Annotated in this window: 27 protein-coding genes and 1 riboswitch; of the genes, 12 read left to right on the top strand and 15 right to left on the bottom strand. The window is 52.4% G+C overall.

The genetic code is table 11. The features are described from left to right. Nucleotides 1-9 precede the first annotated feature (9 nt). Complete coding sequence (locus tag G549_RS0101920; RefSeq protein WP_169449591.1) at nt 10-522, top strand: DUF721 domain-containing protein; 513 nt, start codon at nt 10-12, stop codon at nt 520-522. On the opposite strand, the gene G549_RS0101925 is transcribed toward G549_RS0101920, so the two are convergent. Together G549_RS0101925 and G549_RS0101930 are read right to left on the bottom strand one after the other, a co-directional pair. Further along, the gene (locus G549_RS0101925) at nt 519-968 is read right to left on the bottom strand and encodes a hypothetical protein (RefSeq protein WP_036220813.1); all 450 of its coding nucleotides are present in this window, start codon (nt 966-968) and stop codon (nt 519-521) included. The genes G549_RS0101920 and G549_RS0101925 overlap by 4 nt on opposite strands. Continuing rightward, nucleotides 955-2133 carry an ImmA/IrrE family metallo-endopeptidase gene (locus G549_RS0101930; RefSeq protein WP_027833615.1) on the bottom strand — a complete coding sequence of 393 codons (1179 nt, stop codon included), beginning with the start codon at nt 2131-2133 and terminating at the stop codon, nt 955-957. The genes G549_RS0101925 and G549_RS0101930 overlap by 14 nt, the downstream gene beginning before the upstream one ends. On the opposite strand from G549_RS0101930, the gene G549_RS0101935 reads away from it, so the two are divergent. After that, complete coding sequence (locus G549_RS0101935) at nt 2134-2631, top strand: hypothetical protein (protein ID WP_027833616.1); 498 nt, start codon at nt 2134-2136, stop codon at nt 2629-2631. A gap of 504 nt (nt 2632-3135) precedes the next feature. Beyond that, nucleotides 3136-3423 carry a GIY-YIG nuclease family protein gene (locus G549_RS0101940; RefSeq protein ID WP_027833617.1) on the top strand — a complete coding sequence of 96 codons (288 nt, stop codon included), beginning with the start codon at nt 3136-3138 and terminating at the stop codon, nt 3421-3423. 114 nt (nt 3424-3537) lie between these two features. On the opposite strand, the gene G549_RS0101945 is transcribed toward G549_RS0101940, so the two are convergent. Continuing rightward, the gene (locus G549_RS0101945) at nt 3538-4578 is read right to left on the bottom strand and encodes an AraC family transcriptional regulator (RefSeq protein WP_210162385.1); all 1041 of its coding nucleotides are present in this window, start codon (nt 4576-4578) and stop codon (nt 3538-3540) included. Nucleotides 4579-4683: 105 nt separating this feature from the next. On the opposite strand from G549_RS0101945, the gene G549_RS0101950 reads away from it, so the two are divergent. Next, nucleotides 4684-5343 carry a DUF4386 family protein gene (locus G549_RS0101950; protein ID WP_084633885.1) on the top strand — a complete coding sequence of 220 codons (660 nt, stop codon included), beginning with the start codon at nt 4684-4686 and terminating at the stop codon, nt 5341-5343. Here G549_RS0101950 and G549_RS0101955 read toward each other — a convergent pair. After that, on the bottom strand, nt 5327-5722 hold the full coding sequence (locus G549_RS0101955; protein WP_169449592.1) for a hypothetical protein: 396 nt from the start codon (nt 5720-5722) through the stop codon (nt 5327-5329). The genes G549_RS0101950 and G549_RS0101955 overlap by 17 nt on opposite strands. A 136-nt stretch (nt 5723-5858) precedes the next feature. Here G549_RS0101955 and G549_RS0101960 point away from each other — a divergent pair, with 136 nt between their 5' ends. Together G549_RS0101960 and smc are read left to right on the top strand one after the other, a co-directional pair. Then, nucleotides 5859-6557, top strand: a complete 699-nt coding sequence (locus G549_RS0101960; protein WP_162889279.1) for a thioredoxin domain-containing protein — start codon at nt 5859-5861, stop codon at nt 6555-6557. Between the two features lie 30 nt (nt 6558-6587). Beyond that, complete coding sequence (gene smc / locus G549_RS0101965) at nt 6588-10049, top strand: chromosome segregation protein SMC (protein WP_027833622.1); 3462 nt, start codon at nt 6588-6590, stop codon at nt 10047-10049. Nucleotides 10050-10140: 91 nt separating this feature from the next. Here smc and G549_RS18590 read toward each other — a convergent pair whose 3' ends face one another. Together G549_RS18590 and G549_RS0101975 are read right to left on the bottom strand one after the other, a co-directional pair. Continuing rightward, nucleotides 10141-10698 carry an EF-hand domain-containing protein gene (locus G549_RS18590; protein ID WP_036220820.1) on the bottom strand — a complete coding sequence of 186 codons (558 nt, stop codon included), beginning with the start codon at nt 10696-10698 and terminating at the stop codon, nt 10141-10143. A gap of 125 nt (nt 10699-10823) precedes the next feature. Then, entirely contained in the window at nt 10824-11435 is a 612-nt protein-coding gene (locus tag G549_RS0101975; RefSeq protein ID WP_027833623.1) for a TetR/AcrR family transcriptional regulator, read from the bottom strand. 307 nt (nt 11436-11742) lie between these two features. Here G549_RS0101975 and G549_RS18595 point away from each other — a divergent pair, with 307 nt between their 5' ends. The 5 genes from G549_RS18595 (at nt 11743) to G549_RS0102000 (ending at nt 14379) form a co-directional block, all read left to right on the top strand. Then, nucleotides 11743-12147, top strand: a complete 405-nt coding sequence (locus G549_RS18595; protein ID WP_051213184.1) for an AtpZ/AtpI family protein — start codon at nt 11743-11745, stop codon at nt 12145-12147. 17 nt (nt 12148-12164) lie between these two features. Continuing rightward, nucleotides 12165-12932 carry a F0F1 ATP synthase subunit A gene (locus tag G549_RS0101985; RefSeq protein ID WP_027833624.1) on the top strand — a complete coding sequence of 256 codons (768 nt, stop codon included), beginning with the start codon at nt 12165-12167 and terminating at the stop codon, nt 12930-12932. A gap of 69 nt (nt 12933-13001) precedes the next feature. Then, nucleotides 13002-13229: a F0F1 ATP synthase subunit C gene (locus G549_RS0101990; protein WP_027833625.1), complete on the top strand. Its 228-nt coding sequence runs from the start codon at nt 13002-13004 to the stop codon at nt 13227-13229. A gap of 135 nt (nt 13230-13364) precedes the next feature. Continuing rightward, the gene (locus tag G549_RS18600; protein WP_051213187.1) at nt 13365-13892 is read left to right on the top strand and encodes a F0F1 ATP synthase subunit B; all 528 of its coding nucleotides are present in this window, start codon (nt 13365-13367) and stop codon (nt 13890-13892) included. Nucleotides 13893-13896: 4 nt separating this feature from the next. After that, a complete protein-coding gene (locus G549_RS0102000; RefSeq protein ID WP_027833626.1) occupies nt 13897-14379 on the top strand; it encodes a F0F1 ATP synthase subunit B family protein in 483 nt (160 codons plus the stop codon). A gap of 126 nt (nt 14380-14505) precedes the next feature. On the opposite strand, the gene G549_RS18605 is transcribed toward G549_RS0102000, so the two are convergent. Then, entirely contained in the window at nt 14506-14877 is a 372-nt protein-coding gene (locus tag G549_RS18605) for a potassium channel family protein (protein ID WP_051213190.1), read from the bottom strand. Nucleotides 14878-15003: 126 nt separating this feature from the next. Between G549_RS18605 and G549_RS0102010 the strand changes: the two genes are divergently transcribed. After that, a complete protein-coding gene (locus tag G549_RS0102010; RefSeq protein ID WP_036220822.1) occupies nt 15004-15384 on the top strand; it encodes a VOC family protein in 381 nt (126 codons plus the stop codon). Between the two features lie 168 nt (nt 15385-15552). Here G549_RS0102010 and G549_RS0102015 read toward each other — a convergent pair whose 3' ends face one another. The 8 genes from G549_RS0102015 to G549_RS21110 form a co-directional block, all read right to left on the bottom strand. Beyond that, nucleotides 15553-16002 (bottom strand): GNAT family N-acetyltransferase, encoded by a 450-nt coding sequence (locus G549_RS0102015; protein WP_027833628.1) that lies wholly within the window; start codon nt 16000-16002, stop codon nt 15553-15555. Nucleotides 16003-16170: 168 nt separating this feature from the next. Continuing rightward, complete coding sequence (gene gcvPB / locus G549_RS0102020; protein ID WP_027833629.1) at nt 16171-17721, bottom strand: aminomethyl-transferring glycine dehydrogenase subunit GcvPB; 1551 nt, start codon at nt 17719-17721, stop codon at nt 16171-16173. Next, nucleotides 17721-19061 carry an aminomethyl-transferring glycine dehydrogenase subunit GcvPA gene (gene gcvPA, locus G549_RS0102025; protein WP_027833630.1) on the bottom strand — a complete coding sequence of 447 codons (1341 nt, stop codon included), beginning with the start codon at nt 19059-19061 and terminating at the stop codon, nt 17721-17723. The genes gcvPB and gcvPA overlap by 1 nt, the downstream gene beginning before the upstream one ends. 12 nt (nt 19062-19073) lie before the next feature. Then, nucleotides 19074-19442, bottom strand: a complete 369-nt coding sequence (gene gcvH / locus G549_RS0102030) for a glycine cleavage system protein GcvH (RefSeq protein ID WP_027833631.1) — start codon at nt 19440-19442, stop codon at nt 19074-19076. Between the two features lie 15 nt (nt 19443-19457). After that, a complete protein-coding gene (gene gcvT / locus G549_RS0102035) occupies nt 19458-20597 on the bottom strand; it encodes a glycine cleavage system aminomethyltransferase GcvT (protein ID WP_027833632.1) in 1140 nt (379 codons plus the stop codon). Nucleotides 20598-20753: 156 nt separating this feature from the next. Then, nucleotides 20754-20846, bottom strand: a riboswitch (glycine riboswitch). 42 nt (nt 20847-20888) lie between these two features. Continuing rightward, nucleotides 20889-21485: a hypothetical protein gene (locus tag G549_RS0102040; RefSeq protein WP_156905450.1), complete on the bottom strand. Its 597-nt coding sequence runs from the start codon at nt 21483-21485 to the stop codon at nt 20889-20891. 61 nt (nt 21486-21546) lie between these two features. Continuing rightward, nucleotides 21547-22044, bottom strand: a complete 498-nt coding sequence (locus G549_RS0102045) for a peroxiredoxin (RefSeq protein ID WP_027833634.1) — start codon at nt 22042-22044, stop codon at nt 21547-21549. A 46-nt stretch (nt 22045-22090) separates the two neighbouring features. Beyond that, complete coding sequence (locus G549_RS21110) at nt 22091-22930, bottom strand: protein-disulfide reductase DsbD domain-containing protein (protein ID WP_084633900.1); 840 nt, start codon at nt 22928-22930, stop codon at nt 22091-22093. Nucleotides 22931-22967 lie beyond the last annotated feature (37 nt).

Below are 22967 nucleotides of genomic sequence, written 5' to 3' on the forward strand. Positions count from 1 at the left end.
CGGGCACCCATGGCAGACAAAAAAAAGACCAGAGCCTATAAGCATTTCAAGCGCGCGATGTCGATTTCGGAATTGGCAGAACGGGCGATTGAACCGCTGGCGCAAAAGCGCGGCTTTGCTAATGCCGAATTGTTGACCCGTTGGGCACATATTGTGCCTGAACCGTTTGATCAATCGGTGATCCCCGACCAGCTCAAATGGCCCCATTCCGGGCAGATTGAAGGCGCCGCCGGCGCGATACTCACCGTGAGCGTCGACCCGATCTACGCCCTCGCCTTCACCCACGAGACCGACATGATCAAAGGCGCGATCAACCGCTATTTCGGCTTTTATCTGGTGGATAAAATCAAACCCTCCCGCCGCCCGTTTTTGCCGCAGCAGCAAGAGGATACCCGGCCTCAGTTAAGACCGCTGACGCCGAAGGTTGAGGCGGAACTGAATGCGGAGCTGGATGGCATTGAGGATGCGGAACTGCGCGAGGCGTTAATGAAGCTTGGGCGGGGGCTTAAGGGGCGGGGTTAGGGGTTTTCCCCAGCCTCGCGATCTATGAATTCGGCAATGGAGTAAATCTCTAAATCTAGCGCATCTGCAATGTCACGAATTGATACAGTTATTGGAGCGTTTTCACCCGTAACAATCACATATCCTTCTGATGCAGCCACTGCAGCAAGTAACAATTTTTCATTTGCTTCGGGTGCCGTCACATTAACTAAATTTTCAAGCCTGTCCGAATAACTTGCTGCAAGACGGGAGTGTTCTTGCCTTGTTGCTGCGGTCGTCACGTTTTCGTTTATTACTTCCCGTTCGTCTGGAAATGCGTCTATAAAAATTTCTTTTTGGGGTTTAGTTGTAAAAAGGCTCTGCTTTCCAAGTCTAGAAAGTATATCGTGGCATTCATCAGTACCATTGCAAAACCCGTTTTCGAGTGCTTCGTAATCAAATAAGTACATAGGGCTAGCTAGAAACATCTACCCCCTTGTACTCGGAGAGTTTTTGTTCTGCGGTGTCACTCAACAACTGAAAGTATTTTGGCTTCAGGCGACTAAATCGAAATACAGTTGATGCCGACAATCCTGCTTTCCTATACTCATTCGGTACGGAACGCGCAAAGAGGTATCCAAACTTTGACAGTTTGTTCTGCCCCAGAAAAGCACCGCCACCTCCTCCCTCGGACTTTACCTCGCTTGGAAGTTCATTGGTTTTACCAAACTGGCCCTTCCATGTATTCCAGAAGTTGTCAGGCGCATATCCACACTCCACTAAGCGAATAACTAAAGCTTCTTGACTAACACGAAGCCTTTTTGCAACTCGCCTAATACTCTGGTTGCTAAGGGGGTTGCTATGTCTGTTGAATTCGCTGGCAACCATGTCACGTGGCATTAAGAATTCCGCAGCGAAGCGATTACAAGCGCGCTCAAGTTCAGAGGAGGGATTGAATGGATTTGAAAGATCGTCTTGTCCTAAAAGAACATGACAAAACTCATGCATCATCGTGAATAATCTTGCGCCATGAGTCTGCCTATATGAGTTGATTAGGATGACCGGGATGTCATCGGTCGCACCAAATACCAAACCTTTTAGCTTTTTGTTTTCGAAAGACGAGACCAACACGCTGATGCCAAGCGACTCTATTCGACTCCTAATAAAGGAAAAAAAGGCGTTCTCTGATTTAGAGCGGAGCTGGCTCTCGTTCGAAATCTCCAATGACTTTCGCCATTTTATCGCCAGTTCCTCAAAGTCTTTTGGTGCTGTGTAAACAGGTTCACCAAGGTGAGACCATGTCATTTCCTCTTCCACTACTTGGGCCAGTAGAGCTTGAATCCTTTTTGCATAACCAATGGCTTCAATGGCAACTTTAGGATCCCCCTCCAATCCGCCAAGTTCTGTTCGAAAGTCAATTTTTTCGGCTACCGAAAATTGATTTTTTTTGAAGAAAGCTAATGGAGCTACACCAAAGAATTCAGCCAATCGATTAATCTGCTTTGAGCTCGGTGGTTTCTCCCCCTCCAAAAAGTGCGACACCTGAATTGGAGTTGCATCTATATACTGCGCAACCTTATTTATATTGGCACCAGTCTGATTTATAAGACTGTCTAGTATTTGCGGGTTAAAATTGGGGAGTTTGTTTGACATATGACGATGCAATCATTTGGCGACTACGCGAGTGTCTTAGAATTAGGTTTTGCAATCAATGTTGCGGCCACTTTTGTAAACAGTTTTACGAGCCCCATCCTAAGCAGAGCCCGCGCAGATTACAACCGAGCAGATTATTGGTTAAGCAACCCAGAAAAAATGGAAAGATTGAATTTTTCAGAGGCAGCCAAGAATGATCTAGAAGACTCTTTGGCACAATGGTATATGGCTATCCATTCTTTAGAAAAAGAAATCTCCAATAAAAACATCGTGGTAGATAAGATTGGTATAGCAGCTGCAATAGGCTGTTTTTTATTACTGTTAATTCCTCAAGTGGAGTTATACGCGCCCTACACACCAATTATCGCAACTGTGCTTGCAATTGGCCCCATGGGTCTATCAATGGTTTGGATTAGTGATAAAACGAGCATCGCAAGAAAAAAAGAAAGGGTCTTGCGCGACAAAACTAACGTGATCATTTCGGAAGCCCAGAGATAAGTGTCCAAGTTTTTGGTTTGCGCTCAACTGGTTCCCTGGGTCTAGTCTGGAACGGTGTGTTTGGCTGGTGCTGAGCCCTTAGCCGCAGTCGTCATTCCCGCGCAGGCGGGAATCCAGATTGGACTATCCTCGCGGCAATGCGCTGGGGAGGTGCGCCTTGGTTTGCGCTGCATGGCCCCTCGGGTCAGGCCCGAGGGTGACGGTGGCGGGGATGGAATGCTGTGCCCTCATGTACCGTTTCTTACTGTCGACAGGTGAAATGGATTGCAAGACAGATTCACGCTCACGCCGCGAGGCTGGTCTTGCAATGAAGCGGGAGGTGTTTTGCGCAGTGCGAATTGTTCGGGCGCTGCTTGGACACCGGATCAAGTCCGGGGTGACGCGGGAGGGTTGGGTTGGTGCGGTGCTGTGTCTAACAAATTGCGTTTGAGAAATGTCTGCCTAACACTCTCCCGTCATTACCGGGCTTGACCCGGTAATCCATGTAGCGGCAATGTTTTCGCCATGGGTGGATGGGTTTACATCATGAGCAACAAGATGAACGGCACGCTATATGTTGGCGTGACGAGTGATTTGGTGCGGCGGGTTTATGAACATCGTGAGGGTGTTGTTGAAGGATTTACCAAGGACCATGAGTTGAAGCGTTTGGTGTATTTTGAAGCGCATGATGAAATTGGCGCGGCCATTCAGCGGGAGAAGAGTTTGAAGCGCTGGTCGCGGGCTTGGAAAGTTGAGTTGATCCAGAAATTCAATCCATTCTGGGATGATTTGTTTGATCAGATTTGTGGGTGAATTGGTTTGGTGCCGTTTCGCCCGAGCTGCTTGGACCCTCGGGTCAAGCCCGAGGGTGACGTTTGGGGTGTGGGCGACGCCGGAGAGCGCGGCTACTGCGGTGACAATACGTCCCTACCGCACCGCCTGCCACGAACCCGGGGCTTGGCCGGTCCAGCGTTTGAAGGCGCGGGAGAAGGCGCTGGGGTCGGAGAAACCGACGAGGTAGGCGGTTTCGTTGGCGGAGACTTTTTTCTCGGCCAGATAGTGGCAGGCCATTTTGTGGCGGAGATCGTCGCGCAATTGTTCGAAGGAGATGCCTTCGGCTTTGAGGCCGCGATATAGGCTTTGGCGGGAGAGACCCATTTTTTCGGCCACCTGATCCATGGTCAGCTCGCCCGTATGCAGCACCGGGATCATGATGCTTTCGGCCCGCCCCTTTATGGTCTTGCTGCTTTCCAGTTCTTTGAGCAACGCGTCGGCATGTTTGGAAAGAATGCCAAAGGCATAGCGGTCGGCATAATCGGTTTGCACGGTGAGCCATGAGGTTTCGATTTCCATGGCGTTGCGGTCTGCCGCGAATTCAACTGGGGCCTGCAGCACACGGTCATAATCCTTATAATGAGCGGGCCGCTCGTGGGTGACCTTGATGCGTTTGACGAAGGGGGTGTCGCCAAAATGGCGGCGGAACTCGCAAATGAAGCGGCCAAAGGTGCTTTCGGTGAGTTCGGGAAACTCATTGGGGTTCAGCCGGGTATCTTCCAGCCACAATTCATGGCCTTCAGGCACCAGGGCAAAGCGTTCGCCTGCGGTGCCGATATCCACTTCGGCCACAAGTTTGCCATAGCGATTGAGCTGTTCGAGCGCCTCGCCCATATTGGCGGTGGATTCAGCGATCAGCCCGACAATTGAGGTGCGGACAAAGGGCATGTCCCAACAATAATCCAACGAAAAGGCGGGGTTGTTGGTGTATTCGGCGCCCAGCTGCATCATGCGGCGAAACTTTTCCATCGGCACGCGGTTGTCGGCATCTTCGAAGATGGCGTCATCCAGTTCGACCGCAGCCAAAAGGGCCGAACGGGACGCGCCCTTATCCGCCGCATAATCCAAGATTGATTTTAGATAACCAGCTGAAACGCTGCCATTTTCCATCGCTGTGCCCCCACGTCGCCCCACATCTTAGTCGGGTGATATGTGGGGTCAATAAAATGATTTCTCAAGTCATTTGCGGCGTAGCGAAAGCGGCTTATGTGCAAGGCACGTTAATTATGCAGGATAAAAATGATGAATGTGAGTTTGCAAAAAGCCGGCGGTTGGGCCGGATTGGTGGCCGGTGGCACTTATATTTTTGGCTTTGGTCTGTTGCTCGCCGTGTTTGCCCCGGGGGGGTATTTTGAGGGCGAGGCCGCAGACAAGGTTCAATTTATGATCGACAACAAAACCCTGCTCGCCGTGTGGAATTTTGTCATCTGGATTACGAACAGTTTTGCCATGGTGGTGCTGACCGTGGCACTTTATGACCGGCTGAAAGGCGGTGCCCCAGCTTTGGCCGCGGTCGGGTCTGCCTATGGCTTGATCTGGGCCGGGCTGATTTTGGCCGCGGGCATGGTGTCGAACATCTCGCTGGCGGCCGTGACCGGCATGGCGGCAGGCGATCCGGACGGGGCCGCAACCCTTTATCTGGCGCTATCGCATGTGGAAAACGGCATTGGCGGCGGCAATGAGTTGGCCGGGGGCTTTTGGGTGCTGGTGATTTCGCTGGGGGCTTATCTTTCAAACCAATTGCAAAAGCCACTCAATATTTTGGGCATAGTGATCGGCGCGGCGGGTCTTTCCACGCTGATCCCGGCGGCATCAGAAATTGGCGGTTCGGTCTTCGGGCTTGGTTTTATCGTCTGGTTTATCTGGGCAGGCGTCTATCTGCTCAGGACAAAAGCGTAAGCGCGAGCGCTGTGAGATAGCACAGGGCCACGGCGATAAAGGTGGCCAACATGCCATATTGCAGGGCGCTGTTCATGGTGCCCTGCGGATAGGCCAGCTGCATGGCAACGCGCACGGCCCACAGCAAAGATGTTGCGGAAAGCACAACGATCAACGCAAAGCGATTGGCTTGCCCGCCCCACGCGAAGGCCAAGTTGATCAGCCCGAACAGGACCAGCGACAGGGAAAAGAAGACATTGGTGGCCCGCACAGCCACAACCAATTCGGTGGCGGCTGGGTCCATATAATCGTACCACCTCCACAAGGTCGGCACGAAGAAGTGCCACCCGCCAAAGCCGATGGACACCACGCTGCCCAATGTCACGAGAATTTTTGCCAAATGTCCCATTTGTCCACAAACCTGCTTTTCATCACTCAAATGTGAGGGGCATGAAAAGCAGCATAAATGCCCTGCCCTCTTGCTGCCATCATTATTATGTGTAAGTTGCCATCAAACAATTGATGGAGAGCGGAACGTGGAACTTTCTCGCAGACATATGCTGATGGTTGGCGCTGGGGCCGGTGCCTTTTTGCTGGCCGGGTGCGACAACAATAACGGCAATGCGCAGGCTGAAAACAAGAGCACAGTCAACACAGCCGATAATGAAACGCCAACAGAATACGCCCCAACAGGCGATCTGATGAAGCCCTTGGCGTTTGAAGATCGATTTATCGGCAATGAAGATGCCAAAGTGACCGTGATTGAATATTCATCACCCACCTGCTCGCACTGTGGCACGTTCCACAATTCTGTTTATCCGCAGTTTAAAGAACAATATATCGACACCGGCAAAATCCGGTTTGTGGTGCGCCCGTTCGTGCGCAACATTCTTGATGCCGTTGTTTATATGCTCGCCGCAAGCGAGGAAGAAGGCGTGAATGTGGATTATTATGAGATCCTCAAAGTGTACTTTGAGAACCAGCGCACATGGGCAAGTTCTCAAACGCCACGCGATGCAATTGCTGAAATCGCACTAAATAACGGATTTACACAGGAAACCTTCGACGCCAGCTTGACAAACCAAGCGCTTTTTAAGGAACTAGAACTGTTGCGGACCCAGGCGATTGAAGAATTCAACCTGAGTGCGACTCCATCGTTCTTTGTGAACGGCAAGTTGATTGAAGGGGTAGTTCCGCTTGAAGATTGGGCTAAAGAAATCGATCCACTTCTTTAGACCCTCGCACTTCGATAAAAGAGGCGCGGGATGAAATTTTCGCGTCTCAAGCTCGTCGGTTTTAAAAGCTTTACCGACCCCACAGAAATCCACCTCAAACCCGGCCTAACTGGCATTGTTGGCCCCAATGGCTGCGGCAAGTCCAACCTTGTGGAAGCCTTGCGCTGGGTGATGGGGGAAAACTCCTACAAAAATATGCGCGCCTCGGGCATGGATGACGTGATCTTTTCCGGCTCGTCCAACCGACCGCAGCGCAATTCGGCCGAAGTGAGCCTGGTGCTGGACAATAAAGACCGCACCGCCCCGGCCATTTTCAACAAAGATGACGAATTGGAAGTCACCCGCCGGATTGAGCGGGAGCATGGCTCAGTTTATCGCGTGAATGGCCGCGAAGTGCGGGCGCGCGACGTGCAGCTTTTGTTTGCCGATGCCTCCACCGGGGCGCACAGCCCGGCGCTGGTGCGCCAAGGGCAGATTGGCGAACTGATCGCCGCAAAACCTGTGCAGCGCCGCGCCATCTTGGAGGAAGCTGCAGGGATTTCGGGTTTGCACTCGCGCCGCCATGAAGCGGAGTTGCGGTTGCGGGCGGCGGAAAACAATCTCGATCGTGTGGACGACATTATCGGCCAGGTGAGCACCCAGCTTGAAAATCTGAAACGGCAGGCGCGGCAGGCAACGCGCTATCGCGGGCTTTCGGGAGAAATCCGCAAAGCCGAGGCGACCCTGTTCCATTTGCGCTGGGTGAACGCCAAGGTGGCGGAAAAAGAAGCACAGGCCGAGCATGAACGGCTGGTCAATCTGCTGGCCAATGCCACACATGTTGAAATGGGCGCGCGGCAAAAGCTGGAACAATCTGAAGCCGAGCTCACACCGCTGCGTCAGGCAGAGGCAGAAGCGACTGCGGCTTTGCAACGGCTTAAGATGGCGTTGGAGCAGCTAGAGGCCGATGCGCGGCGGGCGAAAAACCGGCGCATTGAGCTTGAAGGCCGCGCCAAGCAGGTCAATGCCGACGTGGAGCGCGATGAGGCGCAAATCAAGGAATCCAAAGAGTTTTTGTTGGGTTTGATCGACGAGCAGAAGGGTTTGCTGGCCGACGAGGAAGCCGAAACCCAAGACATGGCTACCGCGCAGCAAGAAGCGGAGCGCACCGGGCAAGCGGCTGAAGAGTTTGAGCAAGGGCTGAGCACCGCCCGCGACAAGCTGAGCAATTTGCGGGCGCATAAAGCCCAAACAGAACGCAGCCTGAACGATGCACGCACGCGCGCCGAAAAATTGGCGCGGCAATTGGCAGATGTGCGCGAAGAAGCGCAGCAGGTTGTGGCCAAACTGCAGGAAGACAAAACCATCCAGCTGCGCGAACGCGAGCTGGAAGACGCCAAGGCCGCAATGGCGCAAGCCGAGCAAGCCGCGGACAATGCGGAAGCGAACGTTGCCACGACACAGAACAAGCTGGACGCATTGGCCGATCCGCGCAACGCCGCCAAGAGCGACGTGACCCGCTTGGACGCGGAGGCGCGCGCCATTCACAATATGCTCAATGTGCAGGATCGGTCGCTGTGGCCCGCAGTTGTGGATGCGCTGCAAGTTGAGCCCGGCTACGAAACCGCCCTGGGCGCAGCCTTGGGCGACGATCTGGATGCCTCTTCCGATGCGGGAGCGCCGATTTATTGGGCGGGTGCCGAAGCGAAGGGCGATGACCCGACCTTACCCGCGGGCGCAACGCCCCTCAGTGATTTTGTGCGGGGCAGCAATCTGGTTAGCCGCCGCCTGAACCAAATTGGTTTGGTGGAATTTGCAGATGGCCAGTTGTTGCAAAACCAATTGCAAGTTGGCCAAGCGCTGGTGACCCTTGAGGGTGATTTGTGGCGTTGGGACGGGTTTGTGGCGCGCGCCGATGCGCCAAGTGCCGCCGCGCAACGGTTGGCGCAGCGCAACCGTTTGCAAGATATTGAAGCGGATTTGGCCAAGGCCAAACAGGCCGCGACTGCCCTTGAAGCGCAGTTTGACGAAGCGTCAACAGCACTGAAGCAAGCGCGGCAGGAAGAACAGGCCAAGCGGCAGGCCTATCGCGACACCCAACGGCAAATCAATGTGGCGCAAGGGGCGCTGGATGCGGCCCATAAAGGCTTGGTGGACTTAACCTCTCGCCGCTCCGCATTGGAAGAAGCGGAAATTCGACTGAAATCAAGCCATGATGAAGCGCTGGGCCTGATGGCGGACGCGCAAAAATCTCTTGATGATATTGAAGATGAAAGTGCCCTCGCCCAGGAGATTGAAGCAGCCAATGCGAAATTGGCTGAGTTGCGGCGCCTGGCCAATGATGCGCGGATGCGGCTGGCTGGTTTTGAGAACGCAGCGCGCATGCGCAAACAACGGCTGGAGCGGATCGGCGGCGAACAACAGAAATGGCAAAACCGCCTAAATGATACGCAAGCGCACCTTGATGTTTTGGCCAAACGCCAAAGTGATATTGAAGAACAGCTTGAACAGCTCGCCAGTGCGCCGGATCAATTCAGCGACAAGCGCGCAAAACTGGACGACCAGATCGAAGATGCTGCCCATGCGCAAAAGCGCGCAGCGGACAAGGTGGCTGTTGCGCTGGAGCGGCAACGCAACGAAGATAAGGATGCCCGCGAAGCGGTAAGCGCCCTCTCCCGTGTGCGCGAAGAGATCGCCAGGATTGAAGAACGGCTCAAATCGCTGGCCAGTCAACGCATGCAGATTGAGGAAATGGTTTCGGAGACGCTGGATATTCCCGCCAGCCGCACGGCGGAAGTCGCCGGACTGAAAGCGGAGCAACCACTGCCGGAAATTGAAAAAGTGGATGCCAAGCTGGAGCGCCTGAAGCGGGAGCGTGAGCGGCTCGGCGGCGTCAATTTGCGCGCGGAGCAGGAAGCGATCGAAACCGAAGAGCAACTCGACATTATGGTGACAGACCGCGAGGATTTGATCGCGGCGATTGCCAAGCTACGCACGGGCATCTCCAGCCTGAACCGCGAAGGCCGTCAACGGCTGACCGAGGCGTTTGAAAAGGTGAACGCTCATTTCACAGAGCTCTTCACAAAACTATTTGGCGGCGGCACGGCGGAACTGACCTTTGTGGAAAGCGATGATCCGCTGGAAGCTGGCTTGGAAATCATCGCCCGCCCACCAGGGAAAAAGCCACAAACCATGACATTACTTTCCGGCGGCGAGCAGGCCCTGACGGCGATGTCGCTGATCTTTGCGGTGTTTTTGACCAACCCCGCGCCGATTTGCGTGTTGGACGAAGTGGACGCGCCACTTGATGATGCCAATGTGGAGCGGTTCTGCAACTTACTGGATTCCATGCGTGAGAAAACCGACACACGCTTTGTGACCATCACCCACAACCCGATCACCATGGCGCGGATGGATCGCTTGTTCGGCGTGACCATGGCGGAAAAAGGCATTTCCAACCTCGTGTCGGTGGACCTGACTACGGCCGAAAGCTTTTTGGAAGACGTGGGATAGAAGAGACGAAATCAACGTAATGTTTTCGGACAAAATAAAGGGCCGACACAAGGCCGACCCCTTACGCGGTTTATAGGTTTCGGCTTAGGCGTTAGATATCCCAAAAGCCGCCGTCCCCCATATCGTCACCGATATCTGTGAGTTCTGGCTCTTCAATGATGCCGTCATTGTTTTCGTCATATTTATAAAAGACGCCGGTGGCGAACTCGGTTTCAGACAACAAACCATCATTGTTTGTGTCCCATGTGCTCAACAGACCGATATCGCTCCACCCTTCGGCAAACTCATTGGCCAGAATGACACCGTCACCATCAATATCCCATGCTTCCCAAGACACGGTTTGATCAAACCAGTAGTCAGGCGCACGTTGGGTGTCGGCCACATATTCAGGCGCGGTTACTTCACCGCTCTCATCAGAATCGATGGTTTCATAAACGCCGACGCTGAGCTCCTCACCGGAGATCAAGCCGTCTTCGTCAATGTCCCAAACCTCGAACACGCCGCGATCAGTGAAGGCGGCAGAGAACTCTGCAGCGCTCATGACGCCATCGCCATTTGTGTCCCATGGGGCCACTTGAGCCATTGTTGGCGCGGCGGCCATGGCGAACATAAGAGCTGTTGCGCTAGTGAGGGTTTTGAACTTAGTCATCATTTTCCTCCTTTCGCTTTCTGCGTATATCGGCCCAACGACGAGTGCGCGCAAATGTTCCAAATCAAAAATAAACAAGTTGGCGCCGACATTTGAGCGCGTTGAATGTGGGACTGCTGAAAGCACTATTGTGCGGGTGCAGGACCGTCCGCGAGGAGTCCAAGCTGCGCAAGTTGCCGCGTGGCCAACACCTCCAGCTCCTCAATTTCCGGCAAGCTCCGCGCCATTAAATTGAGCTGTTCTATCAGGGCGAAGAGCTGTCGCCCGAGGCGGGCGCAATCAGTTGCGCGCGGCAGGTCTTTCGCATTCACCCCCCAACGGCAAATTTCAGCCAATCGGGTAATCCGGTCTTGATTGATTTGTTGCAAGAGCTCCCTCAACGCAGGTTCATTTTCGCGCAATTCCACAGACAGGTTGGTGAGTAAGCATCCTTTCCGCTCAAGGTCGTGCACATATTGAGTGCACATTTCTTGCAACAGCATGGTGAACAACAATTTCACATCGATGGGTGGATACGCCAACACCAAGGCCATCTGCGGAGATTGCAATTCATAATAGATGATCAGGTTTTTCAGCAGCGCCTCGCGCGAACCAAACGCATTATAAAAACTCGATCTTGGCAATCCAAGATGGTCTGACATGCCCTTCACGCTCATCGCACCGATGCCTTCGCGCCAGAACATGTCGAGCAAAAGATCATAGGCATCATGCGGGGCAAAGGATTTACGGCGAGCCAAAGGTGCGCACTTTCAATTTATCAAAGAAAAGCAAATTATGTTATTGTACATTCATGTATAAAATTCAAGTGTTCAGCGAATCTGAGTTGTCCGGCCTTTAGAATTTGTGGCGAAAAAGTGCGCGAAGTTGAAAACAATGCCGATTTGTCGCAATAAAAAGATTCTGCCAGTTCTAATTTTCTTTTATTTTCATATATTTAGCATCATATAACCAATCTTGACACCAAAATGGCAAGGCCCTATGTTGCCCCGGAATTTGAGGGGTACGATTTTTCGTACAAATTGCCGGTTTTGGCAGGTTGGGAAAATGACCAATTCTGATAAAAATGGCGCCGGAAAAGACGCCCCCAAAGGTTTGGCTGGAGGTGTTCCAACTGGCGACCTTGATGCCCGCATTCGTGCGGCGCGCCAAAAGGGTGGCTACGGCGAATATCAGACCAAACCGAAAGAGCACCTGAGTGGACACGCGAAAGCGTCGCGGTTGGGCACCGAGTTTATCGCCGCGATCCTTGTTGGGGGCTTTATTGGATATTTTGCCGATATGGCGATGGGCACAACGCCTTGGTTCTTATTGGTGATGGTGTTGGTGGGCTTTGTTGCTGGTGTTCTCAATGTTGTGCGGGCTGCCGCGCGGATGAACGCCGAAGCGATCATAACACCGGACATGGATTTGGGACCGAAAGCGCATCGAGACGATGCTGACGGAAAATAGCGATAAGGGGCTGGAGCGTGGCAAACGATCCAATTAAACAGTTTAAGATCACTGACATTTTCACCATTGGTGGTGCAGGCGAAGGCGAAACAGGCGGTTTTGAAATCGCGTTCACCAACTCTGCCCTTTTCATGGTGATTACTGTTGTTTCGATCTCTGCATTTTTGATCCTGTCGACACGCGGCCGTGGCCTTGTTCCAGGGCGGTTGCAGCTTTTATCTGAAATGCTCTACGAGTTTGTGGCCAATATGGTGCGATCGTCGGCAGGCACTGAAGGGATGAAATTCTTCCCATTCGTGTTCTCGCTGTTCATGTTTGTTCTGGTGGCCAACTTGTTCGGCATGGTGCCTTACTTCTTCACCGTAACCAGCCACATTATTGTGACCTTCGCTCTCGCCATGCTGGTGATCAGCGTTGTGATCATTTACGGCTTTATGCGCAACGGCCTAGGCTTCTTGAAGCTTTTCGTGCCAGCGGGCGTTCCTGGTTACGTGTTGCCGATCGTTATTCCGATTGAGATCGTTTCGTTCCTCTCTCGTCCGATCAGCCTTTCAGTTCGTTTGTTTGCCAATATGCTCGCGGGTCACATCACTTTGAAAGTGTTCGCCGGCTTTATTGTCAGCCTCTCTTCGCTTGGTGCGGTTGGTGTTTTGGGTGCCACCTTGCCATTCGCTATGACCGTTGCGCTTACCGCGCTTGAATTCTTGGTGTCTGCGCTGCAGGCCTATGTGTTCGCGGTTCTAACTTCTATGTATCTGAATGATGCAATTCACCCAAGCCATTAACAAATAACAGTTTTCAACTAACAATGCGGCAATTGTCGCAATAAGGTCCAGCTTTTAAAGGAGTCTAAAATGGAAGCGGAAGCAGCAAAATTCATCGGTGCCGGTATCGCATGTGTTGGCATGGCAGGCGCAGCAATGGGCGTGGGCAACATCTTTGGCAACTTCTTGTCAGGTGCGTTGCGCAACCCATCAGCAGCACAAGCTCAATTCGGTAACCTGATCTTTGGTTTTGCCGTGACTGAAGCTTTGGGCATCTTCTCATTCTTGGTTGCCCTTTTGCTTTTGTTCGCCGTTTAATCAACGCGCGTTAGAAGTTTTAAGGCAGCCCACATTTAAAATGGGCTGCCTTTCATTGCATTTTCGCCAGATTTTGGCACACTAAATGCACTGTTGGTTGCCTGATAAAGGCGACGGTAAAAACCAGGTATTCAAATGGCAAGCAGTACAAATAGCGCACACGAGGCAGCGACAGGTGTTTTCCCACCGTTTGATCCAAGCACTTTTGGATCACAGCTCTTGTGGTTGGCCCTAACCTTTGCTGCGCTTTATATCTTGATGAGCAAGGTCGCCCTGCCCCGCATTGGCGAAATTCTTGAAGTGCGTCGTGATCGCATTGAAGGGGATTTGGCTGAAGCTGAGCGGCTAAAGCAAAAGACAGACCAAGCCATCAAGTCTTATGAAGCGGAATTAGCCGACGCAAAACAAAAGGCGCACAACATTGCCGAGGAAACACGGGATTCAATCCGTGCTGATCTCGAAAAGAAGCGCGCCAAAGTTGAAGCGGATTTGGCAAAGAAAATGGCCGCTGCGGAAAACGATATTCGCGAAACCAAAGAGGCCGCTATGGGCCACGTTGAGGAAATTGCATCAGACACAGCTTTAGCGATTGTGACCAACATTGTTGGCCGCACAGCGCAAAAAGCCACGAAAGATGCAGTCGCGAAAGTGGTGAAGGGATAACAAGATGGAATTAGATGCAACCCTTTGGGCGTTTGTCGGTCTTGTTGTCTTTTTGGGTCTGGTCACCTATTTGGGCGTGCCCAAAAAGGTGACTGCAGCCTTGGATGATAAGTCTAAGAAAATTGCGGATGAGCTGGAAGAAGCGAAACGCCTGCGCGAAGAAGCACAGTCTTTGTTGGCTGAGTATGAGCGCAAGCGTAAAGCCGCTGAAGACGAAGCTGCTGAGATTATCGAAGCTGCCAAGTCTGAAGCCGACCGCTTGACCGAAGAAGCCCAACAATCATTGGATGATTTGATCACTCGTCGCACAAAAGCGGTGGAAGAAAAGATCGCCCAAGCTGAATCACAAGCGATTGCTGACGTGCGGGCCCGCTCTGCGGACATCGCTGTCGAGGCTGCAAAGCTGGTTTTGGCCGACAAAATGGCTGATAAAGGCGATGCGCTGATTGATGCAGCGATCAAGGATGTTTCTTCTAATCTGAACTAATTGATGGTTTCAGATGTTGAAATTGGAAGCGGGCTCCGGCCCGCTTTTTTTATGGGCCGCGGCCGGGACGACTTTCTCACTTAGTGAGTTGAAACCCACCTCGCCTTGCCCTCATGGCTAGCCCGTCTAGTCGTCGGCGTCCTGCTCCGCTTTACGCGCCTTAGCCTCCTCGAATTTTTCGAATTCATCTACCGATTGGCGCAACATTGTATTGGCTATACGCGTCACCAGGGCGACAAAAATGCCCATGCCGGAAATGACATAAACCACCGTGAATAGTTTGCCCAAATTTGTTTCCGGTGTGATGTCACCGTACCCGACGGTAGAGATGGTCATCACGGTGAAATAGAGCGCGTCAATCGGCCCCCACCCCTCAATCAACATATAGATCAGGGTGGCAAACAGGATGATGGCAATTGTCATCGTCAAAATTGTGCGGACAATCTCATCACCAAAAGCGGCTTTTAGGCCGTGCCAGAAAACTGAAATCTTTTGCACAAAGCATCTCCATTTCTCGGAGGTTTAGCACTGTCCGCCCTCCTAAACAATAAGTGCGACAGTGGCTTATTGAACTTGGCGGTAAATTTAGGCACTATGCAACTATATTTAAGTCGAGGATTTTTTATGAAGTTACACCCCATGTTGATGTTTAAGGGCAACGCGGCGGACGCGCTTGAGCACTACACAAGTGCCATGCCTGCTGCAAAGGTAACCGATAAGCGTGAGCGCGAAGACGGCACCATTGAATCAGCCAATTTGATGTTTGGCGAGAACCAACTCCTGATGATTGATAGCCCCATCGATCAACCGTTTGACTTTACACCATCCTTTTCCCTGTTTGTGTTCTTCGACGATCCCGTTAGTTTGGACCTCGCCTATGAACGTTTGTCTAAAGGCGGGCAAGTGATGATGAAGCTCGGCGAATATGATTTCGCGAAGCGATATGGGTGGGTGTGTGACCAGTTTGGTGTGAGCTGGCAACTTTGTCTGCCACAAGCTGAATAGTGGCGTATCCCACCATTAATATGGACCTCGATGCTTATGTGAAGCGCTCTCGTTCGGGGGCGTTTTTCATCGCAGGTGATCCAAATTGTTGCCCGTGCACTGACAGATCCATTTGATGCAGAGCGCATCTACCCTAAATGCAGGCTGGGTTTGGCCCGGAAGGCTGCGCTAGAGCGTCAAGATCATGAAGGGCAATGTTCGGCCGGGTATTGAATCAGAAGGCACTACGCCCGTCTTTTTAAACCCCATATGCGCGTAAAAAGGCTCGGCATGGGGATCGGCCACCGTTGTCATCCTTTTGGCGCCGAACGCACGGGCGTGATCGATGCCCCAATCAAGCAATTGGCGACCCACGCCCTTGCCAACGTACTTTGGTTCAACGAACAACATCTCGAGATCAAAACCGTCATCTGTTCGATCAAGTCGGATCACGCCGATGGGCACGCCAGCATCTTCTGCCACCCTGACGGTGTGGTGCACCAAGTCATGTTCTGTAATCGTCAACTCGTCCCGACACGCTTCAATGAACGCGGCATCATAAGGCCAATGTGCTTTTGAACGCAGACAAAGGTCGCTTAGCTCACCAATTTCTTCAATGCGGGCAGGTCGAATAATCATTTGGTTAGGATGGGGCGCTAATAAAGCAATAAAAAGGCGGCGGGCTCTGCAGCGCCCACCGCCTAATGAAGCGGTATTTATTTGTTATTGTTTTACCGCTTTTGTTTCGGTTCACCTCGCTTAGGAGATGAAAAAACCGCCCCGCGATGACACGCGGGACGGTTTGATTTATTCAGCCGCTTTTCGCTGCTCTGGCTTTTCCCATTTAAGGATTGGGGAACGGGCAGCGCGGGTTTCATCCAAGCGACGAAGCGGCGCTTTCATGGGGGCGTTGGTGAAACGCTCCACATTGCCGGCCTTTGCGTCTTCCATCAGCTCGCGCATGGTGCCGATAAACTGATCAAGCGTGTGAAGGCTTTCGCTTTCTGTTGGTTCGATCAACATGGCGCCGTGCACCACCAATGGGAAATACATGGTCATGGGGTGATAACCCTCATCGATCATGGCTTTGGCCAAATCGAGCGTTGAAACGCCTGTGCCTTTCAAGGTGCTATCATCGAACAGCACTTCGTGCATGCAAGGCTGATCGCCATAAGGCGCATTGTACAGGTCTGACAATTTCGCCTTGAGGTAGTTGGCGTTCAACACCGCATCACGCGCCGCACGGCCAAGACCGTCCAAACCGTGAGAGGCCATATAGGTCAAGGCACGAACATACATGCCCATTTGCCCATGGAATGCGGACAAACGACCAAGATGATCGCTGCCTTCGCCTTTGTTTTCCACCAAGGTGAGCTTGTCGCCTTCGCGCTTTGCGTAAGGCAATGGCGCATAAGGGGCCAACGCATCAGACAAAACAACCGGGCCAGCACCTGGACCACCACCACCGTGGGGGGTGGAGAAGGTTTTGTGCAGGTTGATGTGCATCGCATCGATGCCCAAATCACCCGGACGGATGACACCCATAATGGCGTTGAAGTTCGCGCCATCACAGTAGAAGTAAGCACCAGCTTCGTGCACTGCATCCGCGATTTCGATCACGTCGGGTTCGAACAGGCCACAAGTGTTGGGGTTGGTGAGCATAATGCCCGCCACATTTTCATCCAACGCATCTTTAACAGCCTGCACGTCAACCGTACCATCTTCGCGGGCTTTGATGGGCTTCACTTTGTAGCCCAAGAATGCCGCTGTGGCTGGGTTTGTGCCGTGGGCGCTTTCAGGCACCAACACGATATTGCGGTGGCCTTGGCCGTTGGCTTCGTGGGCCGCTTTGATGGCCATCATGCCGCACATTTCGCCGTGGGCACCAGCTTTTGGCGTCATGGAAACGGCTTTGGTGCCGGTCAATTCCATCAACCAATGCGCCAATTGCTCCATCAATTCAATCGCGCCTTGCACGGTGGATTGGGGCTGCAATGGGTGAATATCCGCAATGCCGGGCAAACGTGCCATTTTCTCATTGAGGCGCGGATTGTGCTTCATGGTGCACGAGCCAAGCGGGTAGAAGCCCGCATCGATTGAATAGTTCAACCGGGAAATGCGCACATAATGGCGCATGGCCTGCGGCTCGGTCAGTGCGGGCAAATCAATGTCTGATTTGCGGGCAAAATTACCGAGCTTTGAACCCACCTTTTTGTCGAGCGCCGGCAAATCAACGCCAGATTTTTCTTTGGTGCCAATTTCAAAGATCAATGGCTCGGAAGGCAACAAAGCTGCGCCGTTTGCGGATGATGCGGCAACATTGTCCACACCTGTTGGACGGCCTTGATTGTTCAACATCAGATGACCTCCTTCAACGCGCTCGCAAGCGCTTCAATATCTGCATCGCTGGTCAATTCAGTCGCTGCGATCACCAATAGGTTTTCAAGCTCCTTCTTGCCCGGCTCCAACCGTGACACAGGCACACCTGCGAGCACGTTTTTGTCAGCCAAGGCTTCAACGATCGGCGCCGCCGCCTTTGGCAGCTTCACGGTAAATTCGTTGAAGAAGTGATCGTTCAACACCTCAACACCATCAATAGCACCAACCGCCTCGGCCGTTTTCACGGCTTGCTGGTGGTTCAACAGTGCCAAATGCTCAATGCCCTTTTCACCCAACAAAGACATGTGGATGGAGAAGGCCAAGGCGCAAAGGCCTGAGTTGGTGCAAATGTTGGAAGTGGCCTTATCGCGGCGGATATGCTGCTCGCGGGTGGAGAGCGTCAGCACAAAGCCGCGTTCGCCTTCCGCATCAACTGTTTCGCCACATACGCGACCGGGCATCTGCCGCACAAGGTTCGGATGGGTGGCCATCAAGCCGACATAGGGTCCACCAAATGTAAGCGGGTTGCCGATGGACTGGCCTTCGCCAACCACAATGTCCGCCCCTTGGGCGCCGGGAGATTCGATGGCGCCGAGGGACACCACTTCGGTGAACACGGCGATCAACAGCGCGCCCTTTTCATGGGCGGCGTCAGCAATCGGGCGCAAATCGCGCAAATTGCCATAAAAGTCTGGGGACTGAACCACAACGCATGCGGTGCTGTCGTCAATCTGCGCAATGATGTCTTCTTGCGCTTGTGGGTCAGCCTGCATGCATTTGAATGCAGGGTCTTTGCCCAAATAAGTGGCGATGGTGTCGCGATATTGCGGGTGCAACCCACCAGACACAACAACACCATCACGCTTTTTCAGGCGACGGGCCATCAACACGGCTTCCATGGCTGCGGTTGAACCGTCGTAAAGCGAGGCATTGGCCACTTCCATGCCCGTCAGGTTGGCCACTTGTGTTTGAAATTCAAACAGCATTTGCAGCGTGCCCTGAGAAATTTCAGGCTGGTAGGGGGTGTAGGCGGTCAAAAACTCTGACCGCTGGATCAAATGGTCCACGCTGGCGGGCACATGGTGGCGATACGCCCCTGCCCCAACAAAGAATGGACCATCTCCACCGGCGCGGTTCTTGGCCGCAAGCTGGCGAATATGCGCCTCTACGGCAAATTCTGGCTGATGATCAGGCAAGTCAGGCTTGGCTGTGTCAAAAACCTTTTTCGGTACGCGTACAAACAGCTCGTCATCGCTTTTGATGCCAATGGCATCGCGCATGACCTGTCTGTCTTGATCACTATTTGGAAGATAGCGCATATTTGTCCTCGTTTAGTCGATGTGCGCCTTGTAGGCGTTTTCGTCGAGCAAGCCTTCCAGCTCGCCAGCATCATCAATTTCGATTTTGAAAAACCAGCCATTTACAACTGGATCAGAGTTCACCAAGCCTGGCTCGTCTGCCAAAGATTCATTCACAGCCACAACGGTGCCGGAAACTGGCGCATAGATTTCAGAGGCGGCTTTCACTGATTCAACAACGGCAACTTCGTCGCCTTTAGAGAATTTTGCGCCGACTTCTGGTACGTCCACAAACACCACGTCGCCCAATTGGCCCTGTGCATAATCGGTGATGCCCACGGTGCCTTGGTTGCCCTCAACGCGGATATATTCGTGATCTTCGGTATATTTTGTGTCGCTCATTTCTTCCCCCTTGGATTAAAGACGCACATAATTTGCAGGTGTAAATGGAAGTTTGGTCACCGTGCCTTTGGCTGGTTTGCCGCGCACAATGGCGGTCAATTCGGTGCCGATCTTCGCTTTTTCAGCAGGCACATAGGCAAACGCCACCGGCGACCCAATGGTCGGGCCAAATGTGCCAGATGTGACTTTGCCGATGGGCGTGCCGTTCTCGTCCACAATGTCTGCGCCTTCACGCACAGGCATGCGGCCTTCAAACAAAATGCCCACGCGCTTTTCAGCAACGCCATCAGCAATCAGCTTTTGAATTTTTGATGCACCGGGGAAACCGCCTTCCACACGACGGCCTTTGCCGATGGCAAAGATAAGACCTGCGCTGATTGGATCGCGTTGATCGTCCATATCGTGGCCATAAAGGCAAAGCCCTGCTTCAAGACGCAGACTGTCGCGTGCGCCAAGGCCAGCAGGTTCAACTTCATCATTGCTGACCAGCGATTCAGCCAGTTTCGCCGCATTTTCGTTGGCAACAGAGAGCTCAAAGCCGTCTTCGCCCGTGTAACCTGCGCGAGACACATAAACGTCAATGCCGTCAATGGTGGCGGCAGCGGCGTTCATAAAGCTGAGCTTTTGCGGCAGATCGCAATAGCGTGACAACACGTCTTTCGCTTTTGGACCTTGCAGCGCCAACAGGGCTTTGCTGTCAAAGTAGGTTTCGATCTCGAGTTTGTCGCCAAGCTTTTCGCGCAGAATGGACACGTCGTGGTCCTTGCGGCCCGCGTTGAACACGATAAGCAATGTGCCATCTGTTCCCGCTTCGCTTGGGCGGGTAACGATCAAATCGTCTTCAATGCCGCCATTATCGTTGAGCAAAAGCGTGTAGCGCATTTCGCCTGGTTTCAGCCCCACCAGGTCGCCCGGCATCAGACTTTCGAGCGCGCGTGCCGTTGTATCATGGTCCGCGCCTTTAACAGCGACTTGGCCCATGTGCGACACATCAAAAAGCGATGCTTGATTTCTTGTGTGATTGTGCTCGTCCACAATGCCTTTATATTGAACCGGCATTGCATAGCCTGCAAAACCAACCATGCGACCGCCCCATGCAATATGGGTGTCGTGCAATGGTGTTTGCAAAAGATCCTGAGATTCCGCCCCTGCCATTATTCCCTCATTTGTTTATCCGACAAGTGCCAGCAACGCGACAAATTGTGTCGCCTGGCGCCCCCCCTGTCGGGTAAACCTGAGAGATTTCCCGGAACTGACGTTCCGGCTACCCCCTTCGGTGTGATTGCAAAAGCAATCCGCTTTCCAGAGTTATTTATGCATGCGGTCCCTGTTGCCTGAGAGTTTCCGGGGCGGTTGCTCCTTCGGCGTTGAGCTCTTTGGCTCAATCTCTCCCGCATTGCAGTGGTCAACCTAGCAGCAAAATCTGCTAGGTCAACATTTATTCACTCAGCCTTTTGGATCAAAGCCAACCCAAATGGTGATTTGCTCGCCACCCACATAAGGAATGGCCACGTTTTCCACAACCTTGACGAATTCTTCGCCCTGGTTTGGTGGTGTAATTGTAATGGGGATATCGTATTTTTCTGAGAACACGGCCATTTCGTCGCGTTCAACTGCGAAGCGCAATGGCACATTTACGGCGCCTGATCCTGCTTGAGGACCAGCCAACAACCGACCAACAACACCCATTTTCACCGTGATCAAACCGTTTGATACAATGCAATTACGTGACTGCTTGTCGATCACCGCTTGGTAGCGCAGCCCCTTTGGGTCACCGCTGCGGCCGCTTGAATAAAGCGCAAAACTTTCACCACCGGGACGGATTTTGATCTCGGGGCATTCGCTGGCGATAATGGGCAGCGCTGACGGCGCAGAGCTGGCAATCTCAGTCTCGCTTGCGGATTTGTTGATATATTTGCTTTCAGAGCCGCCGCCGGTAAATGACCCAACGCAGCCTGACAACAATAGCGCACCTGCAATGGCTGATGCTCCAGCCAAGCGTGAACGGCTTAAAAATCTCTTGGTAAATACGCGTACTGACATGCTTCTCACTTTTTGACCCGAAGGCCCCCCGATTAACCCCAATTGCCCGCTTTTGAGCGCACTACTGATTTTTTTTCGCCACTTCCAACATGTGCGGTGCGCCCGAAACGACAACTTCGCCCGGCACTGTTTCAATCTCCACATGAGAAATTACGCCATCTTTAACCAAAAGGCTAGAGCGAACATATCGCGTGCCGAAGCCCGCTGCTGAAAAGTCTTTATCCAATTTGAGCGCTTTTGCCAAATCGGCATTGCCATCCGCAATCAAATCGACAAATCCAAGGGCGCCTGTTTGCTCACCCCAATGCTGCATCACATAATGATCATTGACCGACAAACACAGAATGCGATCAACACCTGCGTCTTTAAAATCTGCTGAATGGCCAATATAGCCCGGCATATGGTTGAGGTGGCAGGTTGAGGTAAACGCGCCAGGCACGGCAAAGATAACTGATGTCCCTTGTGCAACAAGATCCGCAAAATCAATATCTTTTACGCCCTCTGCATTTACAAGTTTAACCTTTGTTGATGGCACTTTGCTGCCGACGTCCAAAGCCATATATAACCCCTCGTTGCCTAAACCGATTAATCAATGCAGCTGGATTTTATTGATCCAGAGCATCAAACAATAAAATGGGCACCTGTTTTTCAAAGGCACCCTCGCGGCCACTATAGGTCAACCGTGCTGACATTCCAACATGATCGACCAAGGAAACTTCCTTCAGTGGTTCAAAGCTGAGTAGCGACGAACCGGGGCGATTTTGAGGCACATCAAACAGGAGGTTTTGGTTTGGTAAATCAAGAATTAATGTCTGATTTTCTTCTGCATCGGATGAGGGTTTGACCCAAATCTTGTTTTCGCTTTGGTCGAAATAGACAGCGTTAAAAGGGGCATTAGCGCGATCATCGTTGATCGGCACATAGGCTTTTGCTGCCTCTAAAGTGAAGGATACAGATATATCCTTTTGATCGAGCGGCAGGCTTTGCGCGATGTTGTAGGTCACCGGCACACAGATTTCACCGCAAATGCCCATTAAAAGATCGCCATTTAATAGCGCGACATTTTTGTCGGATTCTGCTGAGATTTCCACTTCGAAGGGCAGCACAAAATCCTGATCGTAGACATAGTCAAAATAGCCCAAACTGATCGTGCGCTTGGGCATCGGCCACAGGAAATTCACCTGATCAATATTCTGACTGTTGGACCAGTTGGCCGTTAGCGGAATTCCGCTTTCGCCGGGGATACGCCAATAGGTTTTCATGCCGTCGCGCAATTGAAACTCTAACCCCGCCAACATCTTTCCATTGGGATCGACATAATCGGACGTTAGCAGCCGGATCTTTGCGCCGGGTGCAACGTCGACCCAAGGGCCAGTCTCTGCCAGTACTGATGTTGGAGCCATGATCGCGGAAAGGATCAAAGCACGTAATAAAGCTGATTTCATAAGACGCGTTTTATCGCAGATTTATGGCACAGGAAAG

The organism is Maritalea myrionectae DSM 19524 (genome assembly GCF_000423365.1).
GTDB lineage: Bacteria > Pseudomonadota > Alphaproteobacteria > Rhizobiales > Devosiaceae > Maritalea > Maritalea myrionectae.